Origin of the sequence: Siccibacter colletis (assembly GCF_000696575.1) — a bacterium.
Lineage (GTDB): Bacteria > Pseudomonadota > Gammaproteobacteria > Enterobacterales > Enterobacteriaceae > Siccibacter > Siccibacter colletis.
Window position 1 is genome coordinate 108,583 of sequence record NZ_JMSQ01000015.1, and the last position, 21,076, is coordinate 129,658.

Genomic DNA, 21,076 nt, shown 5'->3' on the forward strand with positions numbered 1-21,076 from the left:
CTCCGTGAATGATTAACTAAACAGGTACGGCCTGGTCAGTCATTCACGGAACACGCAGTTTTTGAGGTGTATTCGCAGTAAGGGAGGGCGGGGAACCGCGTCGGGCCTGATACGCACCGGGACAATAACCAGCGCTGTGAGCAGCAGCATCAGCAGGCCCGGCAACAGCAGCACGGTATCAAAATGGAGCGGCTGGGCGCAGAGCAGGGAGTGGGCGCTGAGCTGGCATGGCGACAGCGCGTCGGGGGCGATCTCCTGCCCGCCGCTGGCAACCTGCACGATGGCTGCGGCTTTCACCTGCATCTGCTGCAATACGGACGCGCGTTGGGTCAGGCAGATGAGCATCACGCAGCAGGCGACGACCAAAAGCATCAGCGCTTTTAGCTGTCGGTTTTTCTGGTGGGTGGTGCCGGTCCGGATAGTCATCGGCATGAGGATAGTGAGCGCGCCGGTATCGGGCAAGCCGCGATTTGTAAAGGAGTGCAAGCGCAGCGGGTCAGGATCATAGTCGGCCACGCCGTCTGATGGCATGATACTGCGGCTATCAGGCAGTCAGCACAGAGGATAAACAGACGTGATGAGTGAGTCGGCGACCCCAAGTAAGCACCTGAATTTACCGGCGGGCTATTTTGGCATGGTGTTGGGCATCATCGGCATGGGCTTCGCCTGGCGCTATGCCAGCACAATATGGCCGGTCAGTCCGCATATCGGCGACGGCTTTGTGCTGCTGGCGATGCTGATCTGGAGCCTGCTGACGGCGGCGTTTATCACCCGCGCCGTGCGGTGGCCTCGTAGCGTGCTGAGCGAACTACGCCACCCGGTACAGAGCAGTTTTATCAGTCTGTTTCCGGCCACCACTCTGCTGGTGGCGATGGGGTTGGTCCCCTGGTGTCGGCCGCTGGCGCTGGTGCTGTTTGGCCTCGGGGTGACGCTTCAGCTCGGTTACGCCGCCTGGCAGTCGGCCGGGCTGTGGCGCGGCAGCCATCCGGCTGAGGCCACCACGCCAGGGCTTTATCTGCCGACCGTGGCGAACAACTTCATCAGCGCCATGGCCTGCGGCGCGCTCGGGTTTCACGACGCCGGTTATGTGTTCCTGGGGGCCGGGGTGTTCTCCTGGCTGAGCCTGGAGCCAGCGATCCTGCAGCGCCTGCGCAGCGCCGGGGAACTTCCTGTTCCGCTGCGCACCTCGCTTGGTATCCAGCTCGCCCCGGCGCTGGTGGCCTGCAATGCCTGGCTGGCGGTCAACGGCGGTGAGGCGGACGTATTCGCTAAAATGCTGTTCGGCTACGGCCTGTTACAGCTGCTGTTTATGCTGCGCCTGATGCCCTGGATGCTCTCGCAGCCGTTCAACGCCTCGTTCTGGAGCTTCTCGTTCGGCGTCTCGGCCCTCGCCAGCACCGGGCTGCACCTCGGGCACCACAGCCTGGCGGGGTTCTTCCATGCTCTGGCCATTCCGCTGTTTATCTTCACCAACCTGATCATCGCGCTGCTGCTGGTGCGCACGGTAGTGTTACTGGTGCAGGGGAAGCTGCTGGTGTGGGTGGAGTGAATTTAACTGGAGGGTGGTTACAGGCAGGGTTTACCCGATATCACCGGTAAAGCAGCAAAAAAAATCCACGCCGGAGCGTGGATTGTCGTCATCGTTGGTAAGTAATCAGACGTTAAACAGGAAGTTCATCACGTCGCCATCTTTTACGATGTAGTCTTTACCTTCAGCGCGCATCTTGCCGGCTTCTTTCGCGCCTTGCTCGCCTTTGTAGGTGATGAAGTCTTCATAGGCGATGGTCTGGGCGCGGATAAAGCCTTTCTCGAAATCGGTGTGGATCTTACCGGCGGCCTGCGGGGCAGTCGCGCCAACCGGGATGGTCCAGGCACGGACTTCTTTCACGCCAGCGGTGAAGTAGGTCTGCAGGTTCAGCAGCTCGTAACCGGCGCGGATGACGCGGTTCAGACCCGGCTCTTCCAGACCCAGCTCGGCCATAAATTCGTCGCGATCGGCATCGTCCAGTTCGGCGATGTCAGACTCCACGGCGGCGCAGACGGCAACCACCACGGAACCTTCTTTAGCCGCGATCTCACGCACCTGATCCAGATACGGGTTGTTTTCGAAACCGTCTTCGTTGACGTTAGCGATGTACATGGTCGGCTTCAGGGTCAGGAAGCTCAGGTAGCGGATCGCCGCTTTGTCTTCGTCCGTCAGCGGCAGAGAGCGCAGCATACCGGCGTTTTCCAGGTGCGGCAGGCATTTTTCCAGCGCGGCCAGTTCAGCTTTCGCGTCTTTGTCGCCGCCTTTGGCTTTCTTCTGCACGCGGTGAATAGCGCGCTCGCAGGTATCAAGGTCGGAAAGCGCCAGCTCGGTATTGATGACGTCAATATCTTCAGCCGGATCGACTTTGTTATTCACGTGGATGATGTTGTCGTTCTCAAAGCAGCGCACCACGTGGCCGATAGCTTCGGTTTCGCGGATGTTGGTCAGGAACTGGTTACCCAGGCCTTCACCTTTGGACGCGCCCTTAACCAGGCCTGCGATGTCCACGAACTCCATGGTGGTCGGCAGAATACGCTGCGGTTTAACGATTTCCGCCAGCTTATCCAGACGCGGGTCCGGCATCGGCACCACGCCGGTGTTCGGTTCAATGGTACAGAACGGGAAGTTCGCCGCTTCAATACCCGCTTTGGTCAGCGCATTGAACAGCGTGGATTTACCCACGTTAGGTAAGCCAACGATACCGCATTTAAATCCCATGGTTTACATCACCTTAATAACTTGTTAATCAAAGAGTTAGTATTAACTCATCGACGTTAATACGATTTTGCCCGCTATTATACACGCAAGTGGTTCGCGGCGGGCGTAAATCCCGGCTGCGCAGCGAAAAAGTCGCTTACTGCGCTTTGAATGCGTGCAGACGGTTAGTGGCTTTGGTGAGCCCGTCGCTCAGCCACAGTTCGGTGCAGCGCACCGCTTCGTCTACCGCATCGTCAATCAGCTTCTGCTCAGACGTGGGCGGTTTGCCCAGTACAAAACCGACAACTTTGTTTTTATCGCCCGGATGACCGATCCCGAGCCGCAGACGGTGAAAATTGGGGTTATTGCCCAGCTTGCTGATAATGTCCTTCAGACCATTATGGCCGCCGTGGCCGCCGCCAAGTTTGAATTTTGCTACCCCTGGCGGGAGATCCAGCTCATCGTGCGCCACCAGGATCTCATCGGGCGCGATGCGGTAGAAGGTCGCCATCGCCGCCACGGCTTTACCGCTCAGGTTCATAAAGGTGGTGGGAACCAGCAACCGCACGTCGTTGCCTGCCAGCGTAAGGCGCGAGGTATAGCCAAAAAATTTTGCTTCCTCTTTGAGCGGCGCGCGCTGGCGGTCAGCCAGCAGATCCACATACCATGCACCCGCATTGTGGCGGGTGGCAGCATATTCAGCCCCCGGATTGGCGAGGCCCACAATCAGTTTAATTGTCATCACGACTTCCTGAATCACTCATTTTGCCGCGTAGTGTACGTTGCCCCCCGGCAGATGACAAAGCTCACTGCGAATTTTGGCCGGAAAGTGAATAGTTCAGAACCTCAATCATTCGAAATTTAAGCTTTATCATCAGCTTATTTGTAAATTTTTGTCGATGCGGGATGTGGAAATGTGATCGACCCCGCACCGGGTATCCATAAGCCAGGACTATACTTAACCTCAGGAAATGGGGACGTTCTCCATCGTATGAAAGATCCGGAGGTAACAGATGAAACGCAAAAACGCTTCGTTGCTCGGTAACTTTCTCATGGGGTTAGGGCTGTTTGTAATGGTGGTGGGGGTCGGGTATTCCATCCTGAACCAGCTGCCGCAGCTCGATCTTCCGCAGTATTTCGCCCACGGTGCGGTATTAAGCATCTTCGTCGGGGCCGTGTTATGGCTGGCCGGTGCGCGCGTGGGGGGACATGAGCAGGTATGCGACCGCTACTGGTGGGTACGCCACTATGATAAACGCTGCCGTCGCAATCAGCATCATAGCTAACGGCAAAAACGCAAATGACGGCTCCCGAACGGGGCCGTTTTTTTATCCTGTACTTGACCCTGACGTTACGTCAGGCTTCACGCAGTCAGTAAGGGTGGGACAAGATGCAGGCGCAAGGGCCTGCATCTCGCAACTATTAGCCTTTGAGGGCGCTGTCGATATCAGGACAGAAGGTGAGACGCCCTGGCAGGGGCTTGATACCGGCGCGTGCGAGCGTGCGCAGCGGCTGGAACGGCACGGCGCAGATGCGCAGCTCGCATCCTGCGGGCAGTTTATCGATCGTGCGGGTGAAGGCGTCCAGCCCGCCCGCATCCAGCACCGGAACCGTATCCCACACCAGCACGATGGTGCGCGTGGTCTGCGCCATCGCCAGCACCTCGCTAAAAATACGCTCGGCGGCGGCAAAGAACAGCGGCCCGGTGACGCGCATCACCGCCACATCGTCGTTATGGGCCACCGGCAGGGCAACCAGCGTGGTCATACGGGCGATACGGCGCATAAACAGCAGCGAGGCCAGCACAATCCCGACGCTGATGGCAATCACCATGTCGAACAGCACCGTTAGCGACATGCAGATCAGCATTACGATGATGTCGTCTTTTGGCGCGCGGCGCAGCAGGTCGACCACTTTGTGCGCTTCGCTCATATTCCATGCCACCACCAGCAGCAGGGCCGCCATCGCCGAGAGCGGCAGCCAGGACAGCAGCGGAGCGAGAGCCAGCAGGGCCAGCAGCACCAGCAGGGCGTGGATCACTGCAGAAACCGGCGATGTGGCTCCGGCACGCACGTTGGCGGCGGAACGGGCGATCGCCGCGGTGGCCGTAATGCCGCCAAAGAACGGAGCGATGAGGTTACCCAGCCCCTGGCCCAGCAGCTCGCTGTTGGCGTTATGGCGCGTCCCGGTCATACCGTCCAGCACCACGGCACAGAGCAGCGACTCGATGGCCCCGAGCATCGCCATGGAAAACGCCGCCGGCAGCAGAGCGCTCAGGCTGTCCCAGCTCAGGGCGAATGCCGCGCCGGGCAGATCCCACGGCAGAGCAAACTGCGGCAGCAGCTGAGGAATACCGTTCCCCTGGCTGCCATCCGCCAGCAGATAGTGAAAGCGCGAGCCGATGGTCGCGACCTCGCCGTCGCACAGCATCACCAGTCCCATTACGCCACAGCCGAGCAGCAGCGCCGGAAGGTGACCCGGAAGCCGAATGCCGAGCCGTGGCCACAGCACCAGCACCGCCAGCGTGGTAATGCCGATCAGCGCATCGCCGATGTGTGCAGAAGGCAGCGCGCCGATAAGCGCGGCGACTTTCGGCAGGTAGTGCTCCGGTACTTGCGCCAGCTCCAGCCCGAAGAAATCTTTGATCTGCATGGTGGCGATGGTAATGCCGATACCGGAAGTGAAGCCCAGCGTCACCGGCAGCGGAATGTACTCAATAAGGCGTCCGAAGCGGGCGAGGCCGAACAGTACCAGAAATACCCCGGACATCAGCGTTGCCACCAGCAAGCCCGCCAGGCCGAACTGCTGGGAAACCGGATAGAGGATCACCACAAACGCGGCGGTGGGACCGGAGACGCTGTAACGCGAGCCGCCGCTCAGGGCGATCGCGATCCCGGCCACGGCGGCGGTATAGAGACCGTACTGGGGCGGAACTCCGCTGGCAATGGCCAGTGCCATCGCCAGCGGAATGGCGATAATCCCGACGGTGATCCCGGCAACGGCATCACGGCTTAAGCGTGAGAGGGTATATTTTTCACGCCAGCAGGCGTCAACGAGGGCGCGAAAAGGCAAAACCTGGGAAAAAGTAGCGCGTTTCACAATGTTTCATCCGAAGCTCGCAGCATCTGTGTGATAACGGCGACAGATGACAGCGATATATGTCATACAAAAGGGGCTGGATCATAAAAAAACCCGCCGGAGCGGGTCTTTAAGCGAAGTCCGATTAATGTTCGAACATGGCTGAGATAGATTCTTCGTTGCTGATACGACGAATCGCTTCGGCCAGCATGCCAGAGAGCGTCAGGGTACGCACGTTCGGCAGCGCTTTGATTTCTGCAGCCAGCGGAATGGTGTCGCAGACCACCACTTCATCAATCACCGAGTTACGCAGGTTGCTGATAGCGTTACCGGAGAAGATCGGGTGGGTAGCGTAGGCAAACACACGCTTCGCGCCGCGTTCTTTCAGCGCTTCAGCCGCTTTACACAGGGTGCCGCCGGTATCGATCATGTCGTCAACCAGCACGCAGTCGCGGCCCGCGACGTCACCGATGATGTGCATCACCTGAGACACGTTCGCACGCGGACGACGTTTGTCGATGATGGCCATGTCGGTATCGTTCAGCAGTTTGGCAATCGCACGGGCGCGAACCACGCCGCCGATATCCGGGGAAACCACAATCGGGTTGTCCAGGTTCTGTTGAAGCATATCTTCCAGCAGGATCGGGCTGCCGAATACGTTATCCACCGGGACGTCGAAGAAGCCCTGAATCTGCTCAGCGTGCAGATCGACGGTTAACACGCGGTCAACGCCAACGCTGGACAGGAAGTCGGCCACCACTTTAGCGGTGATTGGCACACGCGCGGAGCGCACGCGGCGGTCCTGACGGGCATAGCCGAAGTAGGGGATAACAGCGGTGATACGGCCTGCGGAAGCACGACGCAGCGCATCAACCATAACAACCAGTTCCATTAAGTTGTCGTTAGTAGGGGCACAGGTTGACTGGATGATGAAAATATCACCACCGCGTACATTTTCATTGATTTGTACGCTGACTTCACCGTCGCTAAAACGGCCGACAGCAGCGTCGCCAAGTGAAGTGTACAGGCGGTTGGCAATACGTTGTGCTAGTTCCGGGGTGGCGTTACCAGCAAAAAGCTTCATATCAGGCACGAGAAGAACCTCAGGCATGCGTCCAGTAGTGGATGAAGATACCGCATCTTGCGGGGGCAAGGGTAATGCTTCATCCAGGCGATGTATTAAAGAGCGCGATGCAACGTCTGAAACGAGGGTGACGTTGTCACCGGAGCTCAGCGTACCCGGTAATGGCCTGTTGCAGCGGGGAGATGTTGACGCCACGCGCTACAAAACCCTGCAGCCACTCCGGGACTTGCTCAAGCACCTGTCGGGCAGCGGACTCGGTGTCAAATTCAGCAAACACACAGGCTCCGGTGCCGGTCAGGCGCGACGGCGCGTATTCTAACAGCCAGGAAAGCGCGGCATCAACCTCACGAAAACGTTTTCTTGCGATAACCTCGCAATCGTTGGCAAATTCACAATTTAGTAACGTTTCGATTGACCTCATTGGCGTGTCACGCGGCAGGTCGGGATCGTTGAAGATAAGCGGTGTGGCGATGCTGACGCCGGGGTGTGCGACCAGATACCATTTTTCCGGCGGCGCAACCGGGCTTAGCACTTCACCTACCCCTTCCGCAAAGGCGGCATGGCCGCGCACAAATACCGGTACGTCGGCACCGAGGCGCAAGCCGAACGCTGCCAGTTCATCGACGCTAAAACCGCATTTCCAGAGGTGGTTGAGCGCTACCAGCACCGTGGCCGCGTTAGACGAACCACCGCCCAGCCCGCCACCCATCGGCAAGCGTTTCTCAATGCCAATGTCTGCGCCCCAGGCCCCGGTATCTATCCCGCGCTCACGCCCTTTGCTGATTAACAGCCGCGCCGCGCGAACAATGAGATTGTCTTCATCTGCTACTCCGGCCACCGGATTCAGCAGCTGCAGCACGCCATCAGCGCGCGGCTCAATATCAATATCGTCCCCGTATTCGAGAAACTGAAACAGCGTCTGGAGGTTGTGATAGCCGTCTTCACGACGGCCAGTGATATAGAGAAACAGGTTCAGTTTTGCCGGAGAGGGCCAGCGCGTCATCATTTAACGTTCCAGTTATCCATCTTCAGCTTGATGCGCTGGTCGCCCTGGCGCAGTTCCATGTTGGATGGCAGGGCCGGCTTAACCTGGGTGTTGTAGTCGCTGTAGGTCACCTTCCAGTCTTTACCGCCCTGGGTGTAGTTCACTTCGCTCAGGCGATAGTTACTATCGAGCTTGTAATCCGTGGCATCGCCCGGCAGACCCAGCATCCACTGGCGCAGGCTGTTGATCGGGATCGGCATACCGGTCAGCTTGCCGATCATCTCTTCGGCGTCGGTAGCGGTATAGCGCTGGCCTTTGTTGTCCACCAGCTGTACGTGGCCCGGCGCGGCATCTAGCTGCAGTTCGGTGCTGCCCAACGGGTTGGTCAGCAGCAGACGGTAGCGCTCCGGCGAGGTTTGCTGCCAGTTGAAGCGGGCATACACCTTTTGCTTGTCAGAAAGATAAGCGAAAGCGCCGCGGGTATCGTACTGGGAAATGCGCGCCACCTCAGCCTGGTGCTGACGCCACTGCGGGCTGTCCGGACTCTGACCTGGCCCTTTCGGCGCAGTGGTGGTACAGGCGGTAAGCACAAGTGCTGCCAGCGGCAACAGGCGGAGCAGTCGGGTATCAGCAATGGTCATAATGACAGCAAATCCTTGAAATACGTTGCGGTTGTAACCTTTCATGCTAGCGTCCGGCCGGGCGGGCGTCTATGTTCTCATTGTCCTAAATCATTAAATTAACGATTACTCCAAAAGGGGTGATTACCTTTTATTGACGCAACGCATCCTGTATGATGCCCCGGTCTAACCTTATCAACGCTGGTACTATTCCCGCTCACATGACTCTTTTAGCACTCGGTATCAACCACAAAACGGCTCCTGTCGCACTGCGAGAACGCGTGACGTTTTCGCCGGACACGCTCGACCAGGCGCTGGAAAGCCTGCAGGCGCTGCCGATGGTGCAGGGTGGGGTCGTGCTGTCGACCTGTAACCGCACCGAGCTGTATCTGAGCGTTGAAGAGCAGGATAATCTCCATGACCAGCTGGTGCGCTGGCTGTGCGATTATCACAATCTTGATGAAGAAGATGTGCGCAACAGCCTGTACTGGCATCACGATAACGACGCCGTCAGCCACCTGATGCGCGTTGCCAGCGGTCTGGATTCCCTGGTGCTCGGTGAGCCGCAGATTTTGGGCCAGGTTAAAAAAGCCTACGCCGACTCCCAGCGCGGCCACAGCGGTGCCAGCGAGCTGGAGCGCATGTTCCAGAAGTCATTCTCCGTCGCCAAGCGCGTGCGCACCGAAACCGACATCGGGGCCAGCGCGGTTTCGGTGGCCTTTGCCGCCTGCACCCTGGCGCGCCAGATTTTCGAATCGCTCTCTACCGTCACGGTGCTGCTGGTCGGGGCCGGTGAAACCATTGAGTTGGCTGCCCGCCACCTGCGCGAGCACAACGTCAAGCGTATGATCATCGCCAACCGCACCCGCGAGCGCGCTCAGCGTCTGGCGGATGAAGTGGGGGCCGACGTGATTGGCCTGGGCGAGATCGACGAGCATCTGAAAGACGCCGACATTATTATCAGTTCCACCGCCAGCCCGCTGCCGATCATCGGTAAAGGCATGGTGGAACGCGCCCTGAAAGCGCGCCGCAACCAGCCCATGCTGATGGTGGATATCGCCGTGCCGCGCGACGTTGAGCCGGAAGTCGGCAAGCTGACCAGCGCCTATCTCTACAGCGTCGATGACCTGCAGGCGATCATTTCCCATAACCTTGCCCAGCGCAAAGCCGCCGCGATTCAGGCGGAAACCATTGTTGCGCAGGAAGCGAGCGAGTTTATGGCCTGGGTTCGCGCCCAGAGCGCCACCGACACCATTCGCGAGTATCGCAGCCACGCGAACCTGGTGCAGGAAGAATTAACAGCCAAAGCGCTGGCCGCTCTGCAACAGGGCGGCGACGCGCAAGCCATTATGCAGGATCTGGCGCGTAAACTGACCAATCGCCTGATCCATGCCCCAACCAAAGCGCTGCAGCAAGCCGCCCGCGACGGCGACGACGAACGCCTGCACATTCTGCGTAACAGCCTCGGGCTGGATTAGCACTTTCCCACTTTCATACTAATAACAAGGGTGATTTACCGCCTATGAAGCCTTCTATCGTTGCCAAACTGGAAGCCTTGCAGGAACGCCATGAAGAAGTTCAGGCGTTGCTGGGCGATGCCGCCACGATTGCCGATCAGGATCGTTTCCGCTCGCTCTCTCGCGAGTACGCGCAGCTGAGCGACGTATCGGCCTGCTTCCTGCAGTGGCGTCAGAGCCAGGAAGACATCGACACTGCGCAGATGCTGCTGGACGATCCGGAAATGCGCGACATGGCGCAGGAAGAGCTGCGCGATGCGAAAGCAAAAAGTGAAGCGCTGGAGCAGCAGCTTCAGGTACTGCTGCTGCCGAAAGATCCCGACGACGAGCGTAATGCCTTTATCGAAGTGCGCGCCGGGACCGGCGGCGACGAGGCGGCGCTGTTTGCTGGCGATCTGTTCCGCATGTACAGCCGTTACGCGGAATCCCGCCGCTGGCGCGTCGAGATTATGAGCGCCAACGAAGGCGAGCACGGCGGCTATAAAGAAGTTATTGCCAAAATCAGCGGCGAAGGCGTTTATGGCCGACTGAAGTTTGAATCCGGCGGCCACCGCGTGCAGCGCGTGCCGGCGACCGAATCTCAAGGCCGCATCCACACCTCCGCCTGCACCGTGGCGCTGATGCCGGAGCTGCCGGAAGCCGAGCTGCCGGATATTAACCCGGCGGACCTGCGTATTGACACCTTCCGCTCCTCGGGCGCGGGTGGGCAGCACGTTAACACCACCGACTCCGCGATCCGTATTACCCACCTGCCGACCGGCATCGTGGTGGAGTGTCAGGATGAGCGCTCCCAGCACAAAAACAAAGCCAAAGCGCTGGCGGTACTCGGGGCGCGCATTCGCGCCGCTGAAGTGGCAAAGCGTCAGCAGGAAGAGGCGTCTACCCGTCGTAATCTGCTGGGCAGCGGCGATCGCAGCGATCGCAACCGCACCTACAACTTCCCGCAGGGGCGCGTTACCGACCACCGCATCAACCTGACGCTCTACCGTCTGGATGAAGTGATGGAAGGCAAGCTGGATGCGCTGATTGAGCCGATTGTGCAGGAGCATCAGGCAGACCTGCTGGCAGCGCTGTCTGACCAGGAATAATGGACTACCAACGCTGGCTACAGTCCGCGGTCGCGGCGCTGGCGGGCGGTGAAAGCCCGAAGCGCGATGCCGAAATTTTGCTGGGATTCGTTACCGGCAGGGCGCGCACCTTTATTCTCGCTTTCGGGGAAACCGAACTCGACGCCGACCAGCTGACGCAGCTCAATGCGCTGCTGGTGCGGCGCGTTACCGGTGAACCGGTGGCGCACCTGACCGGCATGCGCGAGTTCTGGTCACTGCCGCTGTTCGTCTCGCCCGTAACCTTGATCCCCCGTCCCGATACCGAATGTCTGGTTGAGCAGGCGCTGGCGCGTCTGCCCGCTACGCCTTGCCGTATTCTTGATGCTGGCACCGGCACCGGAGCGATTGCGCTGGCGCTGGCCTCGGAACGCCCTGACTGCGCCATTACCGGCGTGGATCGCATTCCGGAGGCGGTGGCGCTCGCGCAGCGCAACGCGGAAAACCTGCACATTGCCAATGCCACCTTTTTGCAAAGTGACTGGTTTAGCGCACTTTTTTCACAGCGATTTGATATGATCGTCAGCAATCCGCCCTATATCGACGCGCAGGATCCCCATCTGCAACAGGGCGACGTGCGCTTTGAGCCGCTCAGCGCGCTGGTGGCGGAGGACGACGGGCTGGCGGATCTGGCGCGGCTGGTAGACGAAGCGCGCGCCATGCTCACCTCCGGCGGCTGGCTGCTGCTGGAGCACGGCTGGCAGCAGGGCGCGGCGGTGCGGCAGCTGCTTAACGATGCCGGATACCATGAAGTAGTCACCTGCCGGGATTACGGCGGGAATGAGCGTCTGAGCGCGGGGCGCCGGGCCGATCAACAGGGAGTCTGAGTGATGTCGACGTTTTTGGCCGTAAAATATCTGCATATCGCCACGGTGGCGATCTCCATCAGCCTGTTCGTGTTGCGTTACTGGTGGCAGTACCGCGACTCGCCGCTGCGCTTACAGCGCTGGGTGCGCATCGCGCCGCACCTCAATGACACCATCCTGCTTCTCACCGGCGTGGTGCTGGTCATCTGGACCCGCTACTACCCGCTCACTGCGCACGGCGCATGGCTGACGGAGAAGCTATTTGGCGTTATCATCTACATCGTTTTAGGTTTTATTGCACTTGGCAAAGGCAAACGCCGCCAGCAGACGCGCTGGTTTGCCTTCCTGCTGGCGCTGGTGGTGCTCTATATCATCCTTAAACTCGCCATCACGCAAATACCGTTACTGGGGTAAGTAATGAAGTCGTTAGCTGATTTCGAATTCAATCAAGCACCGCTCTGCGAGGGCATGATCCTGATTTCACAGCTTGTCAGGGAGGATTTTCCGTCCCATGAGGTCTTTGACGAGCTGGAGAAGCTGGTGAAGCTCGCGCGGGAAGAGATCTGCGAAGGGCAGCATCAGGACCTGCAGCTCGAAAAACTGCTGTCGCTGTTTTACGGCGCCTGGGGCTTCAAGGATGCCCGGGGCGTGTACCGCCTCTCCGACGCGCTGTGGCTCGATCAGGTGCTGAAAAACCGTCAGGGCAGCGCGGTGTCGCTGGGCGCTATTTTATTGTGGATTGCCGGGCGGCTGGAGATCCCGCTGATGCCGGTGATTTTCCCCACCCAGATGATCCTGCGCGCCGACTGGATGGACGGTGAGATGTGGCTGATCAACCCGTTCAACGGCGATACGCTGGACGAGCACACGCTGGAAGTGTGGCTGCGCGGTAACATCAACCCGGTCGCCCAGCTGTACGATGAAGATCTCGACGAAGCAGAAAACGCGGAAGTGATCCGCAAAATGCTCGACACGCTTAAATCCGCGCTGATGGAAGAGCGGCAGATGGAGCTGGCCCTGCGCGCCAGCGAAGCGCTGCTGCAGTTTAACCCGGAAGACCCGTATGAAATCCGCGACCGCGGGCTGATTTATGCCCAGCTCGAATGCGAGCATGTGGCGATTAACGATCTGAACTATTTTATTGAGCAGTGCCCGGAAGACCCGATCAGCGAGATGATTCGGGCGCAGATCACCACCATTGCGAATAAGTCCGTCACGCTCCATTAATTACCGGTTACATCTGATAAGGCGATTTTTATGACACAGAAAGTGGTTAGCATTGGCGACATCAAGGTCGCAAACGACCTGCCGTTCGTCCTGTTTGGCGGCATGAACGTGCTGGAGTCTCGCGACCTGGCGATGCGCATCTGCGAACATTACGTTACCGTCACCCAGAAGCTGGGCATTCCTTACGTATTCAAAGCGTCCTTTGATAAAGCCAACCGCTCCTCCATTCACTCCTATCGTGGCCCGGGCCTCGAAGAGGGGATGAAGATTTTCCAGGAGCTGAAGCAGACCTTCGGCGTGAAAATCATCACCGACGTGCACACTGCCGAGCAGGCGCAGCCGGTTGCCGATGTGGTGGACGTGATCCAGCTCCCGGCCTTCCTTGCGCGTCAGACCGATCTGGTGGAAGCGATGGCGAAAACCGGCGCGGTGATCAACGTTAAGAAACCGCAGTTCGTGAGCCCTGGCCAGATGGGTAATATCGTCGATAAGTTTAAAGAAGGCGGTAACGAGAAAGTGATCCTGTGCGATCGCGGTAGCAACTTCGGTTACGACAACCTCGTCGTCGATATGCTGGGCTTCAGCGTGATGAAGAAAGTCTCTGGCAATTCTCCGGTGATTTTCGACGTGACTCACGCCCTGCAGTGCCGCGACCCGTTTGGCGCTGCTTCCAGCGGTCGTCGTGCGCAGGTCACTGAACTGGCGCGTGCCGGCATGGCAACCGGCCTGGCCGGTCTGTTTATCGAAGCGCATCCGGACCCGGAAAACGCCATGTGCGATGGCCCGTCCGCACTGCCGCTGGCGAAGCTTGAACCGTTCCTGAAGCAGATCAAAGCCATTGACGATCTGGTGAAAAACTTCGACGAGTTAGATACCTCGAAGTAATAAAAAACCCCGCTGCGGCGGGGTTTTTTTATGGCATCAGGAAATGGCCGTCAGGCGAAAATTGTCATCAGATAAGCAATAAACAGTGCCAGATGTGCCGCCCCGTTCAGCACGTTAGTGCGTCCGGTGGAGAACGAGATGTGGCACAGCAGCAGCGAGGCCAGCATCACAATCATCTCCGGCGCGCCGAGCGCAAAGATAAGCTCGTTGCCGGTGATCATCGCAATCAGCGTAACCGCCGGAACGGTGAGGGAGATCGTCGCCAGCACCGAACCGAAAAACAGGTTCATTGCGCGCTGCACCTGGTTGTTCAGTACCGCCCGTAGCGCGCCAAGCCCTTCCGGGGAAAGAATTAACAGCGCCACCAGGAAACCGGTGAAGGAGACCGGCGCATTCGCCCAGCCCAGCAGCGACTCCAGCGGATTCGCATTCATCTTAGTCACGGTGATCACCGCAATCAGATGCACCACCAGCCACGCCGAGTGCCAGAGGTTGCTGTGCGCCGACGGCTTGCCGTGATGCGGGTCGTCGCCCTCGTCCTCATGCTCATACACAAACAGGCTCTGATGGGTGCGGGTCTGGATCAGCAGGAACACGCCGTACATCACCGCGGAAATGAGCGCTACCAGCAGCGCCTGGCCCATAGAGAAATTGCCGCCCGGCAGCGCCATCGGGAACACCAGCACAATAATCGCCAGCGGGAACAGGGCAATCAGGTACTGCTTGATGCCGAACAGGTTCATGTACTGGGTCGCAAACTTACGCCCGCCGAGCAGCAGGGCGAAGCCTACCAGACCGCCGGTGACGATCATGATGATGGAGTAGAGGGTGTCGCGCATCAGCGTCGGCGCGGCGTCGCCGGTCGCCATCAGTGCGGAAATGAGGCTGACCTCAAGAATAACCACGGAAAGGCTTAAGATCAGGGAGCCGTAAGGCTCACCCAGACGATGCGCCAGCACGTCGGCATGGCGCACCACGCTGAAGGCGCTGCTCAAAATCGCCACCAGCGCCAGAATATTAATCCCGATCACCACTGGCAGTGACTGGCTGGAACCCCACAGCGCCAGCACCACCAGTGCCAGAACCGGGAAGAGGAGAGTGGTCTCCTTATGGCGGGTTTTCACCGCCTCGTGTGTTGTTGGCATCCTGTTTCTCCATATGCGCAGGTTTCAATCAGTATAGTCAGTCCTGTAAACCCCTTTACAATAGCAAACTGACACATTTTACCCGTTAATATTTACAGATTTTTACGGGTTACGTTTGGTTTTCGTTTAAAGGGCGCATAATGGTCAGTATTAGTGAAATTAATATTATAAATCATCATATTAAAATAATATTCCAGTCATAAATCACTTGCGTTGGCGGGGCGTTGCTTCCTGTACCACACTTAACCTTTACCCCACAAAAGGAGGCTGTCATGCCCTATAAATCGAAAAGCGACCTGCCGGACAATGTCACTCACGTTCTGCCTGCCCATGCCCAGGAAATTTATAAAGAAGCGTTTAACAGCGCCTGGGACCAGTATAAAGACGAAGAGGACCGCCGTGGTGACGCGAGCCGGGAAGAGACCGCCCATCGCGTCGCCTGGGCGGCGGTAAAGCATGACTATGAAAAAGGCGACGACGACAAGTGGCATAAAAAGAAATAGACAGTGAAACGGGCGGTAATCGTCCGTTATGCAGCCATTGCAAAATGTGATGATAAAAAGTGCTAACGGAGGGGGGCGGTCTTATTGCCAGCGCCCCGTTAATTGCATAAGGTCATCAGATACCGCGCAGTGTGCGGTATCTCAGCCTGGAAGGCGCATTACGGTAATTGCAGGGAAGCCGCAGTGGCGGAGGTGTAAAATGTTAACGCGTGATTTTTTAATGAAGGCCGACTGTAAAACGGCATTTGGTGCCATCGAAGAGTCCCTGCTCTGGTCATCCGAGCAGCGCGCAGCGTCAATGAGCGCCACCCTGGCCTGTCGCCCTGACAGCTCTCCGGTCTGGATATTCGGTTACGGCTCGCTGATGTGGAACCCGGCGCTGGAGTTCGACGATTCCTGCACCGCCACGCTGGTGGGCTGGCACCGCGCGTTCTGTTTACGTCTCACCGCCGGACGCGGTACTGCCTGCAAGCCCGGGCGCATGCTGGCGCTGAAAGAGGGCGGGCGCACCACCGGCATCGCCTACCGCATCCCGGAAAGCGCGCTGGAGGATGAACTGACGCTGCTGTGGAAGCGGGAGATGATCACCGGCTGCTATCTTCCTACCTGGTGCAGGCTGGAACTCGACGATGGCCGCACGGTGAACGCCCTGGTGTTCATCATGGACCCGCGTCATCCGCAGTATGAAGCCGATACCCGCGCCCAGGTTATCGCTCCGCTGATCGCCGCGGCGAGCGGGCCGCTCGGCACCAACGCCCAGTATCTGTTTTCGCTCGACACCGCGCTCAGGCAGCTTGGCATGCAGGATGCCTCGCTGGACGATCTCATCGGCCACGTGCGGGCATTGCACCAGGCGTAATCTCGCCTGCCAGCCCTCTCTGTCACGGAGAGGGCGTCCGGCACTGCACCCGAAATGCCCTGCCCAAAACACGATCTTCCCGCAGCGTATCACTCATAATTAGCCTGCCCGGCACGCCTTTTGCTTGTCTGTAGCTCTGATCCCTACTGAGCGACCCGACGATGACCAATACGGCACCCCCGATGACCGACGCGCTGGCCTGGTTTCATGCTGCCCGCCAGCGGCAACGCGCCACGCTGCATCAGCTGCGCCTTGTCGCAGAGTGGTCCGGACAGATAAGCCACCTGGTGCACATGCTGCAGCGCGAGCGCGGAGCGTCCAACGTCTGGCTCTGCTCCGGCGGAACGCTCTACCAGCAGGAGCGCCGCCTTTGTGCCGAGCTGACCGAAACCCGGCGTCAGGCATTTCTCATGCTGCTGAATGACGATACGCCGCCGTTCAGCAGCGTGCTTTGCACCTCGCTGGCCTGCGCCCTCTGGTATCTCGACACGCTGCCCGCGCTGCGTGAACGTATTCTGACTCAGGACATTGCCCCGGCCGCGGCGATGGCTGGCTTCAGCCGTGTGATCCGCCACCTGCTCAATTTCATCGTACAGGCCAACGATACCGTCGATAACCCGCCGATCGCCCGGCAGCTCACGGCGCTCTACAGCCTGATGCAGGGCAAGGAGCTGGCCGGGCAGGAGCGGGCGCTGGGGGCCATTGGTTTTACCCGGGGCGAGTTTGACGATGCCCTGCGCCAGCAGCTGGTGGATCGCATTGACGGTCAGCAGCGCTGCTTCGATACCTTCCTGACTCTGACCACGCCGGGCCAGGCCAGCGCCTTTCAGGCGTACTGTACTGCGTCCCGGGAAACCGAACGGCTGCGGCGTCTTGCCTGTACCCGTTTACCCGGCGGGAACAACCCGGCGGATCTGGCGCTGCGCTGGTTCGCGTTGCAAACCGAGCGGCTGGACAGCCTGCGCCAGCGGGAAGAAGCCCTGATTGCCGGACTGGTGCGGGAAACGGAAGCCCTGCTGCGCGATGAATCGCAGGAGGAGAGCTTCGCGCACTGGCTGGAGCAGCACGCCGATGATGAGGTGCAGACCCCGCCGGGCGGCGACCTGATTGCCCTGGTCCGGGACCAGGCGCGGCAGATTGCGGCGCTGTCGCACCAGCTCGCCTCGCTGGAGGCCACCCTGAGCGAGCGTAAAACCATCGACAAAGCCAAAAGCCTGCTGATGCAGCACCGGGGCGTCAGCGAGGAGCAGGCCTGGCAGCAGCTGCGCAAGCTGGCGATGGACCAGAACCGGCGCATGGTGGAGATCGCCACCGCGATGCTCAGCGTCGGGTCGCTGCTCGACGTACCCCGTAAGGAGTAGTTGCACAATCAGTGGGCATTTCGTGAACGCTGATAGTGCACTGAAGGCCTTAGCCCGCCGTCACCCCGCCATAAACGGCGGCCCGCATTCTGGCACAGCCATTGCATTACCTCTGTACAACATAATTTCTGCGCCTGGCCAACGGCGGTCGGGCGCAGAAACGGATAACGGCGTCCTGCGGTGAACTTCACCGCCGGGCGCTTTTTTGTTTTCAGGGGGCTGTATGGACCATTCGCCACGAGGATTCACCCGCCGCCGGCTGTTACAGGCTGGCGCGGCGCTGGGCGGCGCGATGCTGCTGCCCGGTGCCATCACCCACGCCTGGGCTGCCGGATCGGATGCCCCGGAACTGACCACGGTGCGGGTCGGCTTTATTCCGCTCACCGACTGTGCACCGGTGATCATGGCGGCGCTCAAAGGCTTCGATAAGAAGTACGGGATCAGCATTGTGCCGAGCAAAGAAGCGAGCTGGGCCGCGGTGCGCGATAAGCTGGTCTCCGGCGAGCTGGACGCGGCGCACATGCTGTACGGCATGCTGTATGGTCTTGAGCTGGGTATCGCCGGGAAAACGCACCCGATGGCTAACCTGATGACCCTCAATCAGAACGGGCAGGCGATCACGCTCTCCACCGATCTGCTGGACAAGGGGGTGAAGGATGCCGAAGGACTGGCGCGCTACGTCGCGTCCAGCGCGCCGGGCACCCACACCTTCGCCCACACCTTTCCGACCGGCACTCACGCTATGTGGCTCTACTACTGGCTGGCGGCAGCGGGTATCCATCCGTTCAACGACGTGCGCACCGTGGTGGTTCCGCCGCCGCAGATGGTGATGAACATGCGTATTGGCAACATGGTGGGGTTCTGCGTCGGCGAGCCGTGGAATGCCCGCGCTATCAACGACCGCATCGGTTTTACCGCCGCCACCTCCCAGGCGGTGTTCCCGGATCATCCGGAAAAAATTCTCGGCACCCGTGCAGCCTGGGTGGAGCAGCATCCGCACACCGCCAGGGCGCTGGTGGCAGCCGTGATGGAAGCCGCGCGCTGGATCGATGCCAGCCCGGAGAACCGCCGGGAAACCGCCCGCGTGCTGGCGAAGCGCGCCTGGCTCAATACCAAAGAGCAGTATCTCACCGGACGCATGCTCGGGGAGTACGACAACGGGGCCGGCGCGCGCTGGCAGGATCAACACCCGATGCGTTTCTTCAACGACGGCGAGGTGAGCTTCCCGTGGCACTCGGACGGGATGTGGTTCCTGACGCAGTTTCGCCGCTGGGGATTGCTCAGGTCCGACCCGGACTATCAGGCCATCGCCGCGCGCATTAACCGCAACGACATCTGGCAGCAGGCGGCGAGCGCCGTGGGCGGCATCGCCACGCCGTCCGGCCTGCTGCGCACCAGCACTCTGATGGACGGCAGCCGCTGGGACGGAACCCGTCCCGCCGAATACGCCGCCCGCTTCGCCCTTAGCCGTCGAGGAGACACCGCATGAACCCGGCCCCGCATATCATGACTGACACCGACACGCCCGCTGCCCGCGCAGAGGTGATCGCCATCCCCGCCGTGAAGGTCAGACGCCGCGCGCCGCGCTGGCAGACGCGCCTCAACGGCGTACTCCAGCGCGTCATCCCGGCGCTGCTTGGCCTGCTGCTGCTCGGCGTTGCCTGGCAGTTCGCTGCCATGTACAGCAAAGGCTTCCCGACGCCGCTCAGCACTCTGGAGTCGGCGCTGACGCTGTTTGCAGACCCGTTCTACAACGAAGGGCCGAACGACCAGGGCATCGGCTGGAACGTGCTGGCCTCGCTCACCCGTGTCGGCATCGGCTTTGGTCTGGCGGCGCTGGTGGGTATTCCACTGGGCTTTCTGATCGGCCGCTTTCTGTTTGTCGCCCGCATGTTCAACCCGCTGATCGCGCTGCTGCGCCCGGTCAGCCCGCTGGCCTGGCTGCCGATAGGCCTGCTGCTGTTTCAGAAGGCGGAACCGGCCTCCAGCTGGACCATTTTTATCTGCTCGATCTGGCCGATGGTGATCAACACCGCCGACGGCGTGAAGCGCGTACCCCAGGACTATCTCAACGTGGCGCGGGTGCTGCGCCTCTCCGAATGGACGGTAATGCGCCGCATTCTGTTCCCGGCGGTGCTGCCGGCAGTGCTTACCGGGGTGCGGCTGTCGGTGGGGATCGCCTGGCTGGTGATCGTCGCCGCCGAGATGCTCACCGGCGGGCTGGGGATCGGCTTCTGGATCTGGAACGAGTGGAACAACCTCAACGTGGAAAACATCATCATCGCCATTCTGATCATTGGCGTGGTGGGACTGCTGCTGGAGCAGGCGCTGATGTTACTGGCGCGTCGTGTGAGCTGGCAGGACAACTAAGGAGCGCAGCATGAAACCGATTATTCAGGTCCAGAACGTCAGTCAGCGTTTCACCACCGCAGGCGGTGAGTTTCTCGCCCTCAGCAACGTCTCGTTCGACATCGCCGCCGGGGAGACCGTCAGCCTGATTGGCCACTCCGGCTGCGGCAAATCGACGCTGCTCAACCTGATCGCCGGCATCACCGCCCCGAGCGAGGGCGGGCTGCTGTGCGATAACCGTGAGATTGCCGGCCCAGGGCCGGAGCGGGCAGTGGTATTCCAGAACCACTCCCTGCTGCCGTGGCTCACCTGTTTTGAGAACGTGGCGCTGGCGGTGGATCAGGTGTTTAAGCGTCGCATGTCGAAGGCCGAGCGCCGGGCGTGGATCGTGCATAACCTCGAACGCGTGCAGATGGGGCACGCGCTGGACAAGCGCCCGTCGGAGATCTCCGGTGGCATGAAGCAGCGCGTCGGCATTGCCCGGGCGCTGGCGATGGAGCCGCGGGTGCTGCTGATGGATGAGCCGTTTGGCGCGCTGGACGCGCTGACCCGCGCCCATCTGCAGGATGCGGTAATGCATATCCAGCAGGAGCTGAATACCACCATCGTGCTCATCACCCACGACGTGGACGAAGCGGTACTGCTCAGCGACCGGGTGCTGATGATGACCAACGGCCCGGCGGCAACGGTGGGCGAGGTGCTGACCGTCGATCTGCCGCGTCCGCGCAGCCGCGTACAGCTGGCGGACGACAGCCGCTACCACGCGATGCGCCAGCAGATCCTGCGGTTCCTCTACGAAAAACAGCCGAAGGCGGCGTAAGGAGCG

At 60.0% G+C, this 21,076-nt stretch carries 22 protein-coding genes; 14 read left to right on the top strand and 8 right to left on the bottom strand.

Annotated features, from left to right (window positions below; translation table 11 throughout):
- Positions 1 to 39 precede the first annotated feature (39 nt).
- The gene (locus ET34_RS0115525; protein WP_051640556.1) at positions 40 to 531 is read right to left on the bottom strand and encodes a hypothetical protein; all 492 of its coding nucleotides are present in this window, start codon (positions 529 to 531) and stop codon (positions 40 to 42) included.
- Positions 532 to 577: 46 nt separating this feature from the next.
- Between ET34_RS0115525 and tehA the strand changes: the two genes are divergently transcribed.
- A complete protein-coding gene (gene tehA / locus ET34_RS0115530; protein WP_031523583.1) occupies positions 578 to 1,549 on the top strand; it encodes a dicarboxylate transporter/tellurite-resistance protein TehA in 972 nt (323 codons plus the stop codon).
- 105 nt (positions 1,550 to 1,654) lie between these two features.
- On the opposite strand, the gene ychF is transcribed toward tehA, so the two are convergent.
- A complete protein-coding gene (gene ychF / locus ET34_RS0115535) occupies positions 1,655 to 2,746 on the bottom strand; it encodes a redox-regulated ATPase YchF (protein ID WP_031523584.1) in 1,092 nt (363 codons plus the stop codon).
- A 136-nt stretch (positions 2,747 to 2,882) separates the two neighbouring features.
- A complete protein-coding gene (gene pth, locus ET34_RS0115540; protein WP_031523586.1) occupies positions 2,883 to 3,467 on the bottom strand; it encodes an aminoacyl-tRNA hydrolase in 585 nt (194 codons plus the stop codon).
- 271 nt (positions 3,468 to 3,738) lie between these two features.
- Between pth and ychH the strand changes: the two genes are divergently transcribed.
- Positions 3,739 to 4,011: a stress-induced protein YchH gene (ychH, locus tag ET34_RS0115545; RefSeq protein ID WP_031523588.1), complete on the top strand. Its 273-nt coding sequence runs from the start codon at positions 3,739 to 3,741 to the stop codon at positions 4,009 to 4,011.
- A 136-nt stretch (positions 4,012 to 4,147) separates the two neighbouring features.
- Here ychH and dauA read toward each other — a convergent pair whose 3' ends face one another.
- The 4 genes from dauA to lolB all read right to left on the bottom strand — a co-directional run bounded on the left by dauA (position 4,148) and on the right by lolB (position 8,513).
- Positions 4,148 to 5,824, bottom strand: a complete 1,677-nt coding sequence (gene dauA / locus ET34_RS0115550) for a C4-dicarboxylic acid transporter DauA (protein ID WP_031523590.1) — start codon at positions 5,822 to 5,824, stop codon at positions 4,148 to 4,150.
- A 124-nt stretch (positions 5,825 to 5,948) separates the two neighbouring features.
- Complete coding sequence (gene prs / locus ET34_RS0115555) at positions 5,949 to 6,896, bottom strand: ribose-phosphate diphosphokinase (RefSeq protein WP_031523592.1); 948 nt, start codon at positions 6,894 to 6,896, stop codon at positions 5,949 to 5,951.
- A gap of 127 nt (positions 6,897 to 7,023) precedes the next feature.
- Positions 7,024 to 7,893: a 4-(cytidine 5'-diphospho)-2-C-methyl-D-erythritol kinase gene (ispE, locus tag ET34_RS0115560; RefSeq protein ID WP_031523594.1), complete on the bottom strand. Its 870-nt coding sequence runs from the start codon at positions 7,891 to 7,893 to the stop codon at positions 7,024 to 7,026.
- Positions 7,890 to 8,513, bottom strand: a complete 624-nt coding sequence (lolB, locus tag ET34_RS0115565) for a lipoprotein insertase outer membrane protein LolB (RefSeq protein WP_031523596.1) — start codon at positions 8,511 to 8,513, stop codon at positions 7,890 to 7,892. The genes ispE and lolB overlap by 4 nt, the downstream gene beginning before the upstream one ends.
- A gap of 200 nt (positions 8,514 to 8,713) precedes the next feature.
- On the opposite strand from lolB, the gene hemA reads away from it, so the two are divergent.
- From hemA to kdsA, 6 genes are read left to right on the top strand one after another with little or no spacing between them, the layout of a single operon-like run.
- Positions 8,714 to 9,970, top strand: coding sequence for a glutamyl-tRNA reductase (gene hemA / locus ET34_RS0115570; protein WP_031523598.1), 1,257 nt, complete (start codon positions 8,714 to 8,716; stop codon positions 9,968 to 9,970).
- A gap of 44 nt (positions 9,971 to 10,014) precedes the next feature.
- The gene (gene prfA, locus ET34_RS0115575; protein WP_031523599.1) at positions 10,015 to 11,097 is read left to right on the top strand and encodes a peptide chain release factor 1; all 1,083 of its coding nucleotides are present in this window, start codon (positions 10,015 to 10,017) and stop codon (positions 11,095 to 11,097) included.
- Positions 11,097 to 11,942 (top strand): peptide chain release factor N(5)-glutamine methyltransferase, encoded by an 846-nt coding sequence (gene prmC / locus ET34_RS0115580; RefSeq protein WP_031523601.1) that lies wholly within the window; start codon positions 11,097 to 11,099, stop codon positions 11,940 to 11,942. The genes prfA and prmC overlap by 1 nt, the downstream gene beginning before the upstream one ends.
- Before the next feature lie 3 nt (positions 11,943 to 11,945).
- The gene (locus tag ET34_RS0115585; protein ID WP_031523603.1) at positions 11,946 to 12,335 is read left to right on the top strand and encodes a SirB2 family protein; all 390 of its coding nucleotides are present in this window, start codon (positions 11,946 to 11,948) and stop codon (positions 12,333 to 12,335) included.
- 3 nt (positions 12,336 to 12,338) lie between these two features.
- Entirely contained in the window at positions 12,339 to 13,148 is an 810-nt protein-coding gene (gene sirB1, locus ET34_RS0115590) for an invasion regulator SirB1 (RefSeq protein ID WP_031523604.1), read from the top strand.
- A 30-nt stretch (positions 13,149 to 13,178) separates the two neighbouring features.
- Positions 13,179 to 14,033, top strand: a complete 855-nt coding sequence (gene kdsA, locus ET34_RS0115595) for a 3-deoxy-8-phosphooctulonate synthase (protein ID WP_031523606.1) — start codon at positions 13,179 to 13,181, stop codon at positions 14,031 to 14,033.
- Between the two features lie 50 nt (positions 14,034 to 14,083).
- On the opposite strand, the gene chaA is transcribed toward kdsA, so the two are convergent.
- Positions 14,084 to 15,178, bottom strand: a complete 1,095-nt coding sequence (gene chaA / locus ET34_RS0115600; protein WP_031523608.1) for a sodium-potassium/proton antiporter ChaA — start codon at positions 15,176 to 15,178, stop codon at positions 14,084 to 14,086.
- A 272-nt stretch (positions 15,179 to 15,450) separates the two neighbouring features.
- On the opposite strand from chaA, the gene chaB reads away from it, so the two are divergent.
- The 6 genes from chaB to ET34_RS0115630 all read left to right on the top strand — a co-directional run bounded on the left by chaB (position 15,451) and on the right by ET34_RS0115630 (position 21,070).
- Positions 15,451 to 15,681 carry a putative cation transport regulator ChaB gene (gene chaB, locus ET34_RS0115605; RefSeq protein ID WP_031523610.1) on the top strand — a complete coding sequence of 77 codons (231 nt, stop codon included), beginning with the start codon at positions 15,451 to 15,453 and terminating at the stop codon, positions 15,679 to 15,681.
- 199 nt (positions 15,682 to 15,880) lie between these two features.
- A complete protein-coding gene (locus tag ET34_RS0115610; protein WP_031523612.1) occupies positions 15,881 to 16,540 on the top strand; it encodes a gamma-glutamylcyclotransferase in 660 nt (219 codons plus the stop codon).
- Between the two features lie 161 nt (positions 16,541 to 16,701).
- Positions 16,702 to 17,901 carry a nitrate regulatory protein gene (locus ET34_RS0115615; protein WP_031523614.1) on the top strand — a complete coding sequence of 400 codons (1,200 nt, stop codon included), beginning with the start codon at positions 16,702 to 16,704 and terminating at the stop codon, positions 17,899 to 17,901.
- A 223-nt stretch (positions 17,902 to 18,124) separates the two neighbouring features.
- Positions 18,125 to 19,390 carry a CmpA/NrtA family ABC transporter substrate-binding protein gene (locus ET34_RS0115620; RefSeq protein ID WP_031523616.1) on the top strand — a complete coding sequence of 422 codons (1,266 nt, stop codon included), beginning with the start codon at positions 18,125 to 18,127 and terminating at the stop codon, positions 19,388 to 19,390.
- Positions 19,387 to 20,271 (top strand): nitrate ABC transporter permease, encoded by an 885-nt coding sequence (gene ntrB / locus ET34_RS0115625; protein ID WP_051640558.1) that lies wholly within the window; start codon positions 19,387 to 19,389, stop codon positions 20,269 to 20,271. Before ET34_RS0115620 ends, ntrB begins: the two co-directional genes overlap by 4 nt.
- A gap of 10 nt (positions 20,272 to 20,281) precedes the next feature.
- Entirely contained in the window at positions 20,282 to 21,070 is a 789-nt protein-coding gene (locus tag ET34_RS0115630) for an ABC transporter ATP-binding protein (protein ID WP_031523619.1), read from the top strand.
- Positions 21,071 to 21,076 lie beyond the last annotated feature (6 nt).

Excerpts from the sequence above, each read along its gene's own strand:
- prmC (WP_031523601.1), top strand. The coding sequence starts at position 11,097 with ATGGACTACCAACGCTGGCTACAGTCCGCGGTCGCGGCGCTGGCGGGC.
- pth (WP_031523586.1), bottom strand. The coding sequence starts at position 3,467 with ATGACAATTAAACTGATTGTGGGCCTCGCCAATCCGGGGGCTGAATAT.
- ychH (WP_031523588.1), top strand. The coding sequence starts at position 3,739 with ATGAAACGCAAAAACGCTTCGTTGCTCGGTAACTTTCTCATGGGGTTA.
- ET34_RS0115630 (WP_031523619.1), top strand. The coding sequence starts at position 20,282 with ATGAAACCGATTATTCAGGTCCAGAACGTCAGTCAGCGTTTCACCACC.
- lolB (WP_031523596.1), bottom strand. The coding sequence starts at position 8,513 with ATGACCATTGCTGATACCCGACTGCTCCGCCTGTTGCCGCTGGCAGCA.
- kdsA (WP_031523606.1), top strand. The coding sequence starts at position 13,179 with ATGACACAGAAAGTGGTTAGCATTGGCGACATCAAGGTCGCAAACGAC.
- ET34_RS0115620 (WP_031523616.1), top strand. The coding sequence starts at position 18,125 with ATGGACCATTCGCCACGAGGATTCACCCGCCGCCGGCTGTTACAGGCT.
- chaA (WP_031523608.1), bottom strand. The coding sequence starts at position 15,178 with ATGCCAACAACACACGAGGCGGTGAAAACCCGCCATAAGGAGACCACT.
- ntrB (WP_051640558.1), top strand. The coding sequence starts at position 19,387 with ATGAACCCGGCCCCGCATATCATGACTGACACCGACACGCCCGCTGCC.
- tehA (WP_031523583.1), top strand. The coding sequence starts at position 578 with ATGAGTGAGTCGGCGACCCCAAGTAAGCACCTGAATTTACCGGCGGGC.
- ET34_RS0115525 (WP_051640556.1), bottom strand. The coding sequence starts at position 531 with ATGCCATCAGACGGCGTGGCCGACTATGATCCTGACCCGCTGCGCTTG.
- chaB (WP_031523610.1), top strand. The coding sequence starts at position 15,451 with ATGCCCTATAAATCGAAAAGCGACCTGCCGGACAATGTCACTCACGTT.
- sirB1 (WP_031523604.1), top strand. The coding sequence starts at position 12,339 with ATGAAGTCGTTAGCTGATTTCGAATTCAATCAAGCACCGCTCTGCGAG.
- ychF (WP_031523584.1), bottom strand. The coding sequence starts at position 2,746 with ATGGGATTTAAATGCGGTATCGTTGGCTTACCTAACGTGGGTAAATCC.
- ET34_RS0115615 (WP_031523614.1), top strand. The coding sequence starts at position 16,702 with ATGACCAATACGGCACCCCCGATGACCGACGCGCTGGCCTGGTTTCAT.
- hemA (WP_031523598.1), top strand. The coding sequence starts at position 8,714 with ATGACTCTTTTAGCACTCGGTATCAACCACAAAACGGCTCCTGTCGCA.
- ispE (WP_031523594.1), bottom strand. The coding sequence starts at position 7,893 with ATGATGACGCGCTGGCCCTCTCCGGCAAAACTGAACCTGTTTCTCTAT.
- prfA (WP_031523599.1), top strand. The coding sequence starts at position 10,015 with ATGAAGCCTTCTATCGTTGCCAAACTGGAAGCCTTGCAGGAACGCCAT.
- ET34_RS0115610 (WP_031523612.1), top strand. The coding sequence starts at position 15,881 with ATGTTAACGCGTGATTTTTTAATGAAGGCCGACTGTAAAACGGCATTT.
- ET34_RS0115585 (WP_031523603.1), top strand. The coding sequence starts at position 11,946 with ATGTCGACGTTTTTGGCCGTAAAATATCTGCATATCGCCACGGTGGCG.